At 58.4% G+C, this 13,352-nt stretch carries 11 protein-coding genes; 8 read left to right on the top strand and 3 right to left on the bottom strand.

Translation table 11 applies throughout. From position 1 onward, the window contains the following. The first annotated feature begins 11 nt into the window (after positions 1-11). The 4 genes from rsfS (at position 12) to V3C19_RS10740 (ending at position 4,388) form a co-directional block, all read left to right on the top strand. Positions 12-362 (top strand): ribosome silencing factor, encoded by a 351-nt coding sequence (gene rsfS, locus V3C19_RS10755; RefSeq protein WP_130083201.1) that lies wholly within the window; start codon positions 12-14, stop codon positions 360-362. 143 nt (positions 363-505) lie between these two features. Further along, on the top strand, positions 506-3,007 hold the full coding sequence (gene mutS / locus V3C19_RS10750; protein WP_295934764.1) for a DNA mismatch repair protein MutS: 2,502 nt from the start codon (positions 506-508) through the stop codon (positions 3,005-3,007). 1 nt (position 3,008) lies between these two features. Continuing rightward, positions 3,009-3,602 (top strand): 3'-5' exonuclease, encoded by a 594-nt coding sequence (locus V3C19_RS10745; RefSeq protein ID WP_130083200.1) that lies wholly within the window; start codon positions 3,009-3,011, stop codon positions 3,600-3,602. 60 nt (positions 3,603-3,662) lie between these two features. Then, the gene (locus tag V3C19_RS10740; RefSeq protein ID WP_295875623.1) at positions 3,663-4,388 is read left to right on the top strand and encodes a GDSL-type esterase/lipase family protein; all 726 of its coding nucleotides are present in this window, start codon (positions 3,663-3,665) and stop codon (positions 4,386-4,388) included. Between the two features lie 62 nt (positions 4,389-4,450). Here V3C19_RS10740 and V3C19_RS10735 read toward each other — a convergent pair whose 3' ends face one another. Then, complete coding sequence (locus tag V3C19_RS10735) at positions 4,451-6,769, bottom strand: thioredoxin family protein (protein WP_130083198.1); 2,319 nt, start codon at positions 6,767-6,769, stop codon at positions 4,451-4,453. 63 nt (positions 6,770-6,832) lie between these two features. Between V3C19_RS10735 and V3C19_RS10730 the strand changes: the two genes are divergently transcribed. Both V3C19_RS10730 and V3C19_RS10725 read left to right on the top strand, forming a co-directional pair. Beyond that, positions 6,833-7,240: an OsmC family protein gene (locus V3C19_RS10730; RefSeq protein WP_130083197.1), complete on the top strand. Its 408-nt coding sequence runs from the start codon at positions 6,833-6,835 to the stop codon at positions 7,238-7,240. Between the two features lie 128 nt (positions 7,241-7,368). After that, positions 7,369-7,830 (top strand): hypothetical protein, encoded by a 462-nt coding sequence (locus V3C19_RS10725; protein WP_130083196.1) that lies wholly within the window; start codon positions 7,369-7,371, stop codon positions 7,828-7,830. A 15-nt stretch (positions 7,831-7,845) separates the two neighbouring features. On the opposite strand, the gene V3C19_RS10720 is transcribed toward V3C19_RS10725, so the two are convergent. After that, a complete protein-coding gene (locus V3C19_RS10720; RefSeq protein ID WP_130083195.1) occupies positions 7,846-8,313 on the bottom strand; it encodes a deoxycytidylate deaminase in 468 nt (155 codons plus the stop codon). Then, positions 8,306-10,969 carry an MFS transporter gene (locus V3C19_RS10715; protein ID WP_302389004.1) on the bottom strand — a complete coding sequence of 888 codons (2,664 nt, stop codon included), beginning with the start codon at positions 10,967-10,969 and terminating at the stop codon, positions 8,306-8,308. Before V3C19_RS10715 ends, V3C19_RS10720 begins: the two co-directional genes overlap by 8 nt. A gap of 824 nt (positions 10,970-11,793) precedes the next feature. On the opposite strand from V3C19_RS10715, the gene V3C19_RS10710 reads away from it, so the two are divergent. Both V3C19_RS10710 and V3C19_RS10705 read left to right on the top strand, forming a co-directional pair. After that, positions 11,794-12,360: a hypothetical protein gene (locus V3C19_RS10710; RefSeq protein ID WP_295934758.1), complete on the top strand. Its 567-nt coding sequence runs from the start codon at positions 11,794-11,796 to the stop codon at positions 12,358-12,360. A 12-nt stretch (positions 12,361-12,372) separates the two neighbouring features. Beyond that, the gene (locus V3C19_RS10705; RefSeq protein ID WP_330937091.1) at positions 12,373-13,326 is read left to right on the top strand and encodes a prephenate dehydrogenase/arogenate dehydrogenase family protein; all 954 of its coding nucleotides are present in this window, start codon (positions 12,373-12,375) and stop codon (positions 13,324-13,326) included. The last annotated feature ends 26 nt before the right edge of the window (positions 13,327-13,352 follow it).

The raw sequence follows: 13,352 nt of genomic DNA, 5'->3' as shown, positions 1-13,352 counted from the left end.
AACAAGCGAATATGGTATCCATTGATGCTATGGAGTTGGCCAAGATGTGCGCCCGCGCCGCAAATGACGCCAAGGCGGAAAATGTGCGGGTGTACGATCTGCGCGGCATGTCCTCCCTGACGGATTTCATGGTTGTGTGCACAGGATTGTCCGTTCCCCATTTGCGCGCTGTCATCCGGGACCTGGAGGAAGCCGTGAGAGAAAAGACGGGAACCGTCCCCACCTACGTGGAAGATACGCCCGTGACCCTGTGGTCCGTCGTGGATTATATTGATGTGATGGTTCACATCATGGGGCAGGAAACGCGCGAATTCTACGGGATGGACACCTTGTGGAAAGACGCTCCCGTGGTAGAGTTCTGAACATTCCGCAATCCGGTTTTTCCGCCGTACCGCCGGTTTTCCGGGGTACGGCTTTTTTGTTCCCCGAGGATGGGCGGAATGTTTCTAACAAGATTCCAACCTTGCGTTGGTGGTGGAATCGGATTAGTCTTCCAGCGTTATTTATGAGTAAGGCCGGACCCAGCACAACCCCGATGATGGAGCAGTATCTTCGCATGAAGAACGGGCTGCCTGAAGACGTCTTGCTGTTCTTCCGCATGGGGGATTTTTACGAGATGTTTTTTGAGGACGCCAAGGATGCGTCCTCCCTTCTGGGGCTGACATTGACCAAGCGCCACGGCATTCCGATGTGCGGCGTCCCCCATCACAGCGCGGAAGGCTATATCGGGCGGCTGGTGAAGGAAGGGCGCCGCGTCGCCATTGCGGAGCAGACCACGCTGCCCCAGCCCGGAAAGCTGGTGGAACGGGAATTGACCCGTGTCATTTCCGCAGGGACTCTGGCGGATATGAATTTGCTGGATTCCTCCCGCCACAATTACATTGTGGCCCTGTATAAGGACAAGAAGCAGCTCGGCCTGGCATGCGTGGACCATACCACGGGGGAGTTTTCCGTAGCCCAGTTCGAGCACATGGACCTGCTGCTGGACGAGTTGTCCCGCATCAATCCTTCCGAGCTCCTGATCAGCGACGAGCAGAAAGACAGTTTCCCCGGCACCCATCCCACCCTGTATTACGACGGATACACTTTTCTTCCCTCCACGGCCATTCCCAGCCTCTTGAACCATTTCCGGGTGCATTCCCTGGACGGCTTCGGCTGCGCGGAAATGACTGCGGCGCTCGGAGCGTCCGGCGCGGTTCTGCATTATTTGAGCTACCAGCTCCGGAGACCGACGGAACATTTGCGCCGCATTTCCGTACGCGCTACGGAGAATGCCGTCCTGATCGACCAGGCCAGCCAGAGAAATCTGGACCTGGTGGATTCCCGCGGGGGCGTGAAGCTGTCCCTGCTGGGGACGCTGGACCGGACCAGCACGCCGATGGGCGCGCGCAAGCTCCGGGACTGGCTGCTGCACCCCCTCTGCGATCTGGGGAGGCTGCAGGCGCGCCAGGATATGATTGCGGCGCTTTTGCAGGAGCCTTTTTTGATGAGCAAGCTCCGGGACAGCCTGAAGAATGTCCGCGACATGGAGCGTTTGACGGGGCGCATTTCCCAGGGAGCCGGGAATGCCCGCGATTTGCAGGCCCTGGCCAGTTCCCTGGGCCGGATTCCCGCGCTGAGGGATGATTTGGAGTCCCTGCCCGGCGGCGGAGAGATGCTGGAGAGCATCCGTTCCCGCATGGGATGCTTTGACGAGCTGGTGGACCTTCTCCAGCGCGCGCTGGTGGACGAACCGCCCGTGACGATCAAGGAGGGCGGCATTATCCGGGAGGGCTATCACGCCGGGCTGGATGAGCTGCGCCTGGCCTCCCGCGACGGCAAGGCATGGCTGGCCCAGCTTCAGGAGAAGGAGCGCAAGCGCACGGGCATTGATTCCCTGAAGATCCGCTTCAACAATGTTTTCGGCTATTACATCGAGGTGACGAAGTCCCATTACGACAAGGTGCCTCCCGATTACCAGCGCAAGCAGACACTGGTGAATGCGGAGCGCTTTGTCACCCCGGAGCTCAAGCAGATGGAGAATACCATTCTGGGGGCGGACGAACGTTCCCGGCAGGTGGAGTATGAACAGTTCCTCCTTCTCCGGGAGGAGGTGGGCCATCACATTGACGGCATCCAGATTACCGCGGACGCCATGGCGGACCTGGACGTTTTGCTGGGGCTGGCGGAGATTGCGCAGCAGTACCAGTATTGCCGCCCCGTGCTGGACGATTCCATGACGCTGCACATTGTGAACGGCCGCCATCCCGTGATTGAACAGAGCCTGTCCGGCGATGTGTTCGTTCCGAACGATTCCTTCCTGGAACCGGAGGAGAACCGGCTGATTCTGCTGACCGGCCCGAACATGGCGGGCAAGAGCACCTATATCCGGCAGGTGGCCCTGATTACGCTGATGGCCCAGATAGGTTCCTACGTTCCGGCGGAAGCCGCCCATGTGGGGCTGGTGGACCGCATTTTCTGCCGTGTGGGCGCCAGCGATGATCTGGCGCGCGGCCAGTCCACCTTCATGGTGGAGATGAGCGAGACTTCCCTGATTTTGAATAACGCTACGGAACGTTCCCTGATTATTCTGGATGAGATCGGGCGCGGCACGGCCACCTTTGACGGTCTTTCCATCGCGTGGGCCGTGGCGGAGTACCTGCATGACGAACTGAAGTCCCGCACGCTGTTCGCCACGCATTACCATGAGCTGACGGATCTGGCGCGTTCCCGGACGGGTGTGCAGAATTACAACGTGGCCGTCCGCGAATGGAAGGAGGAGATCGTCTTCCTGCGCAAGATCGTGCAGGGTGCGGCGGACAAGTCCTACGGCATCCAGGTGGCACGTCTGGCGGGGATGCCCGCCGTGATTGTGGACCGGGCCAAGGCCATTTTGTCCCATTTGGAGATGAATTCCACGCGGCCCCGGAAGAAGGAGCGTTCGCGCCTGGCGGAACCCAGGGCCAAGAATACCGACATGGACGACGATATGCCTGCCGGGGAATACGCACAGCTGGAGTTGTTCTGATATGCCGCGTGCCGGGGACATCATCGGCAGCCTGCGTTTTGCCGCCATTGATTTTGAGTCCGCCGGGGCTGCCCGCGGGGATACGGACCAGCCTGTGCAGATCGGCATTGCCGCATGTTCCTCCCTGGAGGCGGAGCCGGAGTTGTGGACTTCCTATATTGCTACGGACAGGCCGGTCCTGTGGTCGGCTTCACAGGTACACGGCATCACCACGGAGATGCTGGCGGACGCTCCGCCTTTTCATGCGCTGTGGCCTGATATCCGCTCCCGGCTGGGCGGCGCCGTGGTGGCGGGCCACAATCCGGCCACGGAGAGGAAGTTCCTGCGGCGGTTTCCGGGACACGGATTTGGTCCCTGGCTGGATACTCTGGTTCTGGGGAAGATGTGCGTTCCCGGGCTGCCGGATTATTCCCTGTCCACCTTGTGTGATGCCCTCGGAGTGAGTCCTTCCGTGGATGCCCTGCTGCCCGGACGCCGGTGGCATGATGCGTTGTACGATGCTCTGGCGAGTCTTTTAGTCGTCCGTTTTCTGGTGCGGGAGTTGAAGTTGTCCGGCCAGCCTCTGGAGGTTTTCGGCAAGGCGCTGGGAAGGTGATTTTTCTTCCCTGGAAGTAAGATGGTTCTGTGGTAGAGCGTATTTCCATGAAGGATGAATATGCGCGTTTTTTTTACCGTGTGCCTGTTTTGGGCCGTGTTTTCCGTTGGTGCGAACGCTTCACAGGAGAATGCCATTCCCGATCCTCCCGACGTCGCCAAGCTGAATACGCAGCCTTGGGTTCCGGCACGCTACAAGGTTGTCCGGGAACAGTTGATGGGCAAGGAATGCGGCGTGTTGTTCGTGGGGGATTCCATCACGCAGGGATGGGAGCAGGAGGGGGCGGAGCCCTGGAAGAGATTGTTTTTGCCGATGAAGGCCGTCAATTTCGGCGTAAGCGGGGACAGGACGGAAAGCATGCTATGGAGGATGGAGGATACGGGCCTGGCTGTGAAGACGCCGCCCCGTTATTGTGTTTTGCTGGCCGGGACGAATAATATAGGCTGGTGGAAAGGGAAACAGGCTCCGGAAGATACGGTAAAGGGTATCCGGGAGGTGGCTTCACGCCTGCTGAAGAAATTTCCCGGCACTCATTTGATTCTGATGGAGGTTACTCCTTACGGTCCCGACCCCCGCGGTCCGCTGCGGAAGCGCCAGGAGGAGATTAATGAACTCCTGCGCAAGCCCGGGCTTCCAAGAACTACCGTTCTGTCCATTAACAGGGATTTGCTGAATCCGGATGGAACGTTCCGGGAAGGCATGTTCAGGGACAAGGTCCATCTGACGGCAAAAGGCTATCAAGTATGGGCGGATGCCCTTTTGTCCTTTTTGAAGAAGGGCGGATAGCCGTCGTCCGTTGAGAATTCCTTGTTCATGTGTTCCGCGTAAAGACCTCCGAAGCGGGCGCCTCAGCGCTTCATTTCCGTTTCCAGGAATTCAAGCAGGTAGGAGGGAGACAGGAGTTCTCTGGTGACGACCGGTTTTTTCCCCGGCAGGTACAGCGCGTTTACGGGAACAGCCGTGCGGCCCAGGTTTTTGAGTTCCCGGTCAATGACGGGATTCGTCCGTGTTTTGTCCGCCTTCATCATGACGATGCCGTATTTTTTGAACGCGGCCAGCACTTCATCCGTGTAGGAGGCCTTGTTTACCTGGCAGGTGGAGCACCAGCGGGCCGTAAAGTCCACGTAAACGGCTTTTCCCTGACCCAGGGCAGCCTGCATGGCTTCCGGGCTCCAGGGGGCCCACACGCCTTCTTCCGCATGGCTGGCGTTTTTGTTGTCTGCTGGAGCCGCCGCTCCCGCCTCCAATTCACGGTCGAACCAGGCGGAGCTTTCCGGCGGCAGCATGTAGAAGAGGCCGGCAAGAAGGAACAGGATGGCGAAGATGCCCCCCGTGATGCGTGATTTCCGGCTGCGGTAGATGGGGCACCATCTGCCATAGATCCAGAAGGCCATGGAGAAGAGCACGAGGCCGAAGAAGAGGAAGAGGATGTCCTGCGGGTGGTTGTCCGCATCAAAGAAGGCCATGTAAATCCAGAGGAAGTATGCGGCGGTGCCGAAGATGAGGAAGGACATGGCCTGTTTGAAGGATTCCATCCATGCTCCGGGTTTGGGCAGGTATTTGGTCAGGACGGGGAAGGCTCCAAGCACGATGTAGGGGAGGGACATGCCGAGGCCCATCATGGTCAGGCAGAGCACAATGCCCAGCGGGGGCTGGAGCATGGCCGCACCGATGGCCTGCCCCAGGAACGGGGCACTGCAGGGGGTGGAAATGACGGTGGCCAAAGCGCCGGACCAGAAAGAGCCGGCATAGCCTTTTTTATGCTGGAGTTCGCCGCCCATTGTCGTGGCTTTGACACCTATTTCAAAGACGCCGAACATGCTCAGTCCCAGGGCCAGCATCAGCCCCAGCAGGCAGAAGTTCACCCACGGGTTTTCAAACCAGAATGCCCAGTTGACGATTCCTTCCGCGCCGCGGCCCAGCCAGAAGTCGCCGCTGAATATTCCGGGGCCGGCGGGGGAGGACCAGTCGAACATGTTCGCTTTCAGGGCGATCAGGATGGCGGTGATGATCCAGAAGGAGATCATGATGCCGAGTACGAAGGTGAGGGAATGGGCCAGCACTTTTTTTCTTTCCCCGCCGCCCAGTTGGACAAAGCTCATGATTTTGAGCCCGATGACCGGGAAGACGCACGGCATGACGTTCAGGATGATGCCGCCGAGGAACATGAAGAACATGATTTCCGCCAGACCCATTACGGGGGGGGCGGGAACGGAAGATTCGGGGGAGGCCGCTGCGGCGGATTCCTGTCCCGCGGCGGAGAAGGGGGCATTGGACGCCGTGATGCTGACCCCCTCATCGCCTATGCGGAGGATGCCGGAAAGGCTTGAGAGAGGCTTGTCCTTGTCCGCTTGAGGCAGGTTGTTGGGGTAAAGGCCGTCCGTAGTATCATTGAATTGCATGGACAGCTCATAAGTGGAGTCATCCAGTTTTTTGAGAGTCTGGGGAACGGTCGGGTTGATTTCCCCCTGGTCGCAGAAGAAGTAGGCGGGAGCGTCCGGAAGGGGAGTCCCGGAAGTTTTCAGATGAAGGACGACGGTTTTTCCGTCCTGGGAGATGCGGGACTGCATGCCTTGTGCCCAGGCCGGAGTGGAAAGTCCTACAAGGCCCCGGACCAGGGAGGCGGCCTCCGGGGAGGGCCGGCCTTCTCCGCGTTTCAGGGTGACGGTGAAATCCCTGGTTTCTGGAGCGGCGCATTGTTCCGCGCACATTTGCCAGGTCATGGTGGTGGTGAATGATGCCTGTTCCGGGGCATTGTTTTCCGGGGTAATGCGGAAGGCCATTTTCGCCTTGCCGCTGTAGCCGTAGAAGTCCACGATTCCCTTGCCCAGTTCCGGAATCTGCCAGAAGGGACCTTCAATGCGGAATCCGGGCGTTTCCTTCATGGAAGCTTCCAACGGCATGCCTACGGAGCCCGGATTTTTGTAATACACGTGCCAGTGGTCCGGGAGGGCCAGTTCCGTGACTACCACAAAGGGTTTCGCAGCGTAGGATTCCACCGTGGCTCTGGCCGTGCCTGACGCCTGGGGCGTGCCGAAGTCTCCGGCACCCCCGAAGCTCATGGCGTCGAAGTTCTGTGCCGTTCCCGTGGAAATAATGCCCGACAGCAGCCCCAGTGAGAGGATGGCCGCATTGAAGAAGCTTTTCATGGGAAATTCGGGTAACATAAAGAAATGCCGGATTCAATGTTTGTGTGTTGCATGGCCGAGAACCTTGTATAAAATACGGTCATGGTAAAAACTATTACAACGTACGAAGGCGGCCTCCGCTGCTCCATGATGCATGAACCGTCCGGTGCGCGGTTTTCCACGGATGCTCCTGTTGACAACAATGGGAAAGGAGAGTCCTTTTCTCCCACGGACCTGGTGGGTGCGGCCCTTGCCGGCTGCATGAGCACCATCATGGGCATTGTCGCTGCGCGGAAGGGCATCAAGCTGGAGGGGATGACGGTGGAAGTGAGCAAGCACATGAATGCGGACCCCCGCCGCATTGGAAAACTGGAAGTGACCATCAACGTTCCGCTGCCCGCTGATCACCCGGACAGGAAGATGCTGGAACAGGCCGCGTTGAGCTGTCCCGTCAAGCACAGCCTGCACCCGGATATTGAGATTCCCATTACCTGGAACTGGATCGGATGATTCCGGTGTCTGTTTTGGGAGGCCGCCTGTTTCGACAGGCGGCCTTTTTTATGATAAAAATGTTGGAAAAATGAGGAAATGGCTTACTTTGCTTGACTTAATATTTGTAATTGTTCATGTTTCCGCCGATGAAAGTTTTTCCTCTGTTTTCCTTTTTGTTTTCCATAGCACTGATAGGAACCCTGGGCGGGTGCGGCGGCGGATCAGGCCGCTCAGGAGATGACGGGGGGTCTTCCCTGAGCGGGCGTACGGCTGTTCTGGTGGAGGAAGGAACGGCTTTATTCAGCCTTCGATTCACAGGACGGGATGTGAATATTACCCGGATGGGGAACATGTTTGAGTACAAGGGAGTTTATGCGTATGCTGTCCGTCCTGACCGCCATTCCGCGATTCTCGATATCAAGTCTGGTGCGGATGGCGATACGTACTGCACCATGAGAGACGTTCTGATTGTTTTTGACGATGCCGAATGCAACAGCGGCAGCATCGTTTCCGGAACGTGTACGGAGTTCGGCCCTCATCTTGATCCGAAGGTCCAGGGTGAACCCCAGCCCATGGGAGGGTGGATTTTGGATCTCTCTCAGAATTAGCGGTTTATGTATGTTTTAGCAGTCCAGAACCAGGGGGAAGTGCGCGCTGAGAGGATAGTCCGTGACCTGGATTAGTTCCACACCGTACAGGGAGGCGATGGCGGGAGCCTCCGATTTGTCGTAGGGCTCGCAGTAGTAGATGGTTTTTACGCCGTGGGCGCACAGGGCCTGCATGCAGGAGGTGCAGGGCATTGTGGTGCATGCCACAACCCTGGCCTCTCCGCGGCGGAACAGGCTGCACAGGTTGATTTCCGCATGGAGCATGTATTTCTGGCGTTCGTCCCGGCTGGCCCAGAAGGAGTCTTCCGCCTTGAATCCGGGGTAGAGCCCGTTGTAGGCGGTGCCGATGACGCGGTTATCCGCATCCAGGGCGGCGGCTCCCACCTTGCGGTACGGATCTTCCGACCGCAGAGCCGCGGCATGCGCCAGGGTCATTACGTACTGCGGGAAGGGGAGGCGGGGATGGGATGAGTTGCTATTCATGGTTGGAAGACTGGAGTTCCGCAAGGAAGCCTGATTCGTCCAGGTACAGGTTGGGAGGCAGGGAGTAGGGCGTGGACAAGGTGGCTCCTGCAATGATGGTGGAAAAAGGCGGGTTCAGATAGAAGCCCGGCAGAAGGCGTCCCCGCGTCCGGGCGCGCATGCCAAGCTGGACGGTGCCGTCATCCAGCTTGAAGACGCTTCTTTTCATGGACATGGCCAGAATGATGCCGCGGTCTGTAGCAAAGCAGGGGCGCCAGCCGATGTTGGGCAGGACGAGGTCACCGGAGCCACTGAAGTCGTACAGGGGCGTGCGCGTTTCCGGAACCAGGCTGTAGAGCCTGCGGCGCAGGAAGTCGGCACCCGCTATCTGCCTGATCCCTTCCGGCATGCTGTGGTCCCCGTCCCCGATCAGGTAAACGGGGGTGCCGGTGAGGATGGGCCACAGGACGGCGGCCACCGTTTCATGGACTTCTTCATGTCCCACGCTGGTGAGCAGGAGTTCCCTGGGCTGGAGCGCGTTCACTCGTTCAAGCTGCTGGGCGTTCATCCAGAAGTCGCACAGGCGGCTCTGGGAGCGGGAACAGTCCAGAAGGGTCGCCAGCCATTTCCGGAGTTCCGGGTTTTCAGCTTCCACAGTGTCGTTCATCAGGCATTCGGCTATCTCGTAGCCGGTAAGCCGCGTGTTTTTGACCGTGACAAGGGGCTTGTGGCCGATATGCTCCAGGTGGTTCAGAATGGCGTCCCTCCCGATGCTGGCGGCGATTTCCAGACAGGTGGATGAGAGTTCCCGCAGCGTATTGATTACCATCGGCGGATTAACCGCATCCGGCGCGATAGGCTCGCCGACGGCCGCCGTGAAGCGGTAGGGAACGTGGAGGGGGGCCTTGGAGAAGAAGCGGTTGCCGGAGTAGGAGAAGATGCTGCCCCACAGCTCGTCCATATAAATGGGAATGATCGGGCAGCTGGATTTTTTAGCGAGCATTTCCAGTCCCCTCCGTGCGGCGCACAGGGTGCCCGTGCGCGTGAGCTGCCCTTCCGGGAAGATGCAGATGACTTCCCCGGCCTTGAGGGCCTGGATGGCCTTGGAGAGGGATTCACGGGGGTTCCGGGAGGAGATGGGAAGGCAGTTGAACAGTTCCAGTATCCAGCCGAGCCAGCGGATAGCCACGAATTCCTCCGCCACAATGAAACGGATGGGGCGCGGACAGATGAGGGAGAGGAAGAGGGCGTCCCCGTAGGTAACGTGGTTGGCAACGATGATGGCCCCTCCGTCTTCCGGAATGCGGTCCTGGTGGATGATGCGTGAACGGTACACGATCCGCATGATCCAGAGGCCCATCATGCGGATGAATTCGCGAGGGATAAGCCGGAACGCCACGATCGTGATGACCACGCCCAGCACGGCCAGCACCCAGAATTGGTTCTGGACGGAGAAGATGTTCCTCAGCATGAGCTGGAATCCCACGGCCACCAGCCCCATGATGCAGTCCATCAGGTTGCCGGCGGCGATGACTGTGCTCCGGTTGGACGGATCACAGTTGTCCTGGAGATGGGCGTTCAGGGGCACCAGATAGGCCGCCGCAAAGGCGCCCGTGATGCCGAAGCCGATGTTGCTGGCGAGGGAACCTGGCGCGAAGAAGGACATGGCGATGCAGCCAACGGTAAAACCGATGGCGCCCAGAGGGATCAGCCCCAGCTCGATTTTTTTGCGGCAGATGACGGAGGCGATGACACCCCCGACCACGGTGCCGCCGCTGAGCCATGCCATCAGGATGGCGGCAGACATGCTGAATCCGGCGTCGCCGATGGGATGTTCCTGGGCGATCTGCAGGGAGATGAGCATCAGCGCCCCGGCCAGGAACCAGAAGTAGGAGATGCCGATTTCACTGAGCCTCAAGTCCCGCTGGCTCCACAGGTATTTGAGCTGGACGAAGTGTTCGTAGAAGAGCTTCCATTCAAATTTCCGCGTTTGCTTGGAAGGATACCGGGGCAGGAACAGGGCGGCCACCGCCACGGGAATGGCAATGAAGGTGAGAATCATGGTGGGGAAGGCCGCCGCTTCCCAGCCGTCGTTGGAAGATACCTGAAGAATGTCGAACCAGACGAAGATGCCGATCTGTGCGGCAAGCATGGACAGGATGAGGCTCATTTCCATCAGCCCGGAGGCGTACCCGAGCTGCCGGGATCCCACCATGTCCTTGACCACTCCTTTTTTCGCGGGACTCAGAATGGTTGCCTGGACGGAAAAGATGCAGAACCAAAAGACGGCCATTTCTATGTTTTCATACCTGAAGCACAGGAACATGGCCCCCAGCACCAGGATTTGCAGGAAGGACATGAATTGGATGATACGCGCCTTGCAGAAGCAGTCCGCCAGCCATCCGACAAATGGAGAGAACAGGATGTACGGCAGTACAAAGATGCAGCCCAGGATATACTGGAGGGAGTTGACCCAGGAGTCCGGTCCGTATGCGATGTTGTTCGCGGCCAGCCAGACGCCCAGCGGGATCAGCAGGAATTGGGCCGCCTTTTCATTGAAGGCGTTCTGGGCTTGTATGAGAATCAGGGAATAAAAACCTCTCCATTCCTTTTTTGAGGGGTTTTTTTTCTTAGATGTCTGTACGTCATCCATGTGGGGCGGATTGTAGCAGATCACGGGGGGTAGGGAAGGATAATCTGTCTATTGCATCCTTGGCGCCGGGCAGGCGTTTCCCTGAAATTATCAGGCATCCAGGAATAGTTTTTTTATGACTTGCTGGAGGCTCCCGTCTGTCAGCGTGCAGCCGTAATGCTGTTCGGAAGTGTCCCGAAGGCAGGGAATTCCGAACGGGGACGGGATTGTTCCGTGAACTCCGGGCATGGAGTGTTTCATTTTTGAAAAGATGAAACACCCCAGTGGAATTGCAGTGATTGCGTGGAAGTTGCCGCTATCGGAGCGCGGATGTTGTTTTTTGAGAGGATATCCGTCCGGGTGTTGCCGTCTATTTCGGATACTTTTATGCCGGGTGGCTGTTCCGTTCCGGCGAAGATGAAAGAAGGACAACGGCCTGTTCCGGCGATTTTCTGTGAAACGCAGGACAATCCGATTATGACGGAAGCGTGGGGCGCCGGTTGGCTTGATATGTTCCGCAGGAATGCTATCTGGACGGTATTCCGGTGTTTCCTGCTTCGGAGAAGAACGCTACGGCTTTTTTCTGGCAGAAGAGCTGGTTCGCGCGTTTCGCAAGATATATTTTAAACGGGAATTAAAGGGCCTTGGAGGGGTTGAAAAGGGGAGGGGGAGGCTTGGAAGACTTTCTTCCCGAAAAGACGGTTTTTCCGGGAAGTCAGCGGAATAAAGCGGGGCGGCGAGAAAAGGGCTGTTCCCTAAACTCAAGAATTCCCTTGTCATGAAGTGTTTCGGCAAACGGGCTTTATGGTTGACAAGAAGGTGGGGGGTCGTAGGATGGCTTTGAAATATATAACCTGAAGAGAGATTATATGAACACTTCCCAGACGATTGGCATGCTTTTTGCCGCAGGCGCAGTCCTTTTGCCTTCCTGCGAGACGGAGCGCATTAATGAACGGCCCATCGGCATTTATCCTACGGGGAATGTCTATCCGTCCGGACCGAGTGTCCTCGGAGACCAGAGCGACAGTCTGCTGAACGAAGTCCAGGGAGGAAATTCTCTGGATCCGTCGTCCGTGCAGAATTCCGGATTCAATCCCGATCCGGCCCGGACCGAGGAAGGAACCATCAACCGTCTTCTGGGCGGGGGAAATAATAACGCTTCTTCCCAGCCTGTCGTTCCCAGTCCCACGGTTCCGAATCCAGTGGGCAATCCTCCCGTCACCGGAATTGCCTCGCCCAAACCTGTGGAGCCCGCCGCCAATTCTTCCATTCCCGTCGCCTGGCCTACGGGCGATCCCACCGTGGTGGTCAGCCCGTATGACCGCACCAAGAAGATCAAGATTCTGAACAGGAGCACGAATAAGCCCTATCCTTCCGGAACCGTCCTGCGGGATACCAATTTCCCTAACGAGGTCAAGAAGTTCCGCGTGCCCTGATGCAACGGCGGAATGATGCCGGCCGCGCCCTGGACATGTTCCGTGTTCCGGGGCGTTGATGTTTCCGCCCGCAAGACCATGAAAGACGCCTCCAAGAAACAGCCTTCCTTTTCTTCCGTAGCCATTGCGGGGCCCGGCTTGCTGGGGGGCTCCTTGGCGCTGGCGGTGAGGGCGCGGATGCCCCATGTCCATGTGCGCCTGTGGGGCAGGAGGCCGGAACCGCTGGAATACGCTCTTTCCATCGGTGCGGCGCGTGCTGTTTCCACCCGGGTGGAGGAAGTAGTGCAGGGGGCGGATCTTGTTGTGCTGGCTACTCCCGTAGGGGTAATGCCGGATATTGTGGCCGCCATGCTGCCGGCCTTGAAGCCGGGCGCCGTCGTGACTGACGTGGGTTCCGTGAAGGGATGCGTGCACCAGTCCGTGGGGGTTGCGCTGACGCGGGCCGGAGTGGCGTTTATCGGTTCCCATCCCATGGCCGGTTCCGAGAAGCAGGGCATGGAGCATGCTTCCGCGGAGTTGTTCCAGGGGGCTACCTGCATTTTGACGAATGACGAGCACGTGCATGAGGATGTTCTTCTTCTGCTCCAGAGGTTTTGGGAGCGCGCAGGCTGCCACTGCATCAGGATGCAGGCGGCGGTTCATGATTCCACCGTGGCCCGCATTTCCCATATTCCGCACGCTCTTTCCGCACTATGCGTTCACAGTGCGCTGGACGGAGGTGATGTGGAGCTGCTGGGGCTGGTGTCCGCCGGCGGCTTCCGCGACACCACCCGCGTTTCCATGGGGGAACCGTCCATGTGGGCGGAGATTCTGACGGAGAATTCCCCGGCCGTTCTGGAACGGCTGGATGCGGCGCTGGCCCAGTTGGGCGACGTGCGGAAGTTTCTGGCGGACGGGGATAAGAAGTCTCTGGCGGAATGGCTGAAGAAAGCCGGAGAGAGCAGGGCGCAGGCTCTGGGACTGTAGGTTTTTCCGGAGATTTTTCCGTGCAT

Origin of the sequence: Akkermansia sp. AE01SA01 (assembly GCF_036417395.1) — a bacterium.
Lineage (GTDB): Bacteria > Verrucomicrobiota > Verrucomicrobiia > Verrucomicrobiales > Akkermansiaceae > Akkermansia.
Note: the sequence above shows the minus strand (reverse complement) of the source record. Positions and strands in the feature narration are given on the sequence as shown.

Bases quoted from the DNA above. Each gene is read 5' to 3' on its own strand.
- rsfS (WP_130083201.1), top strand. From the start codon at position 12: ATGGTATCCATTGATGCTATGGAGTTGGCCAAGATGTGCGCCCGCGCC.
- mutS (WP_295934764.1), top strand. From the start codon at position 506: ATGAGTAAGGCCGGACCCAGCACAACCCCGATGATGGAGCAGTATCTT.
- V3C19_RS10745 (WP_130083200.1), top strand. From the start codon at position 3,009: ATGCCGCGTGCCGGGGACATCATCGGCAGCCTGCGTTTTGCCGCCATT.
- V3C19_RS10740 (WP_295875623.1), top strand. From the start codon at position 3,663: ATGCGCGTTTTTTTTACCGTGTGCCTGTTTTGGGCCGTGTTTTCCGTT.
- V3C19_RS10735 (WP_130083198.1), bottom strand. From the start codon at position 6,769: ATGTTACCCGAATTTCCCATGAAAAGCTTCTTCAATGCGGCCATCCTC.
- V3C19_RS10730 (WP_130083197.1), top strand. From the start codon at position 6,833: ATGGTAAAAACTATTACAACGTACGAAGGCGGCCTCCGCTGCTCCATG.
- V3C19_RS10725 (WP_130083196.1), top strand. From the start codon at position 7,369: ATGAAAGTTTTTCCTCTGTTTTCCTTTTTGTTTTCCATAGCACTGATA.
- V3C19_RS10720 (WP_130083195.1), bottom strand. From the start codon at position 8,313: ATGAATAGCAACTCATCCCATCCCCGCCTCCCCTTCCCGCAGTACGTA.
- V3C19_RS10710 (WP_295934758.1), top strand. From the start codon at position 11,794: ATGAACACTTCCCAGACGATTGGCATGCTTTTTGCCGCAGGCGCAGTC.
- V3C19_RS10705 (WP_330937091.1), top strand. From the start codon at position 12,373: ATGATGCCGGCCGCGCCCTGGACATGTTCCGTGTTCCGGGGCGTTGAT.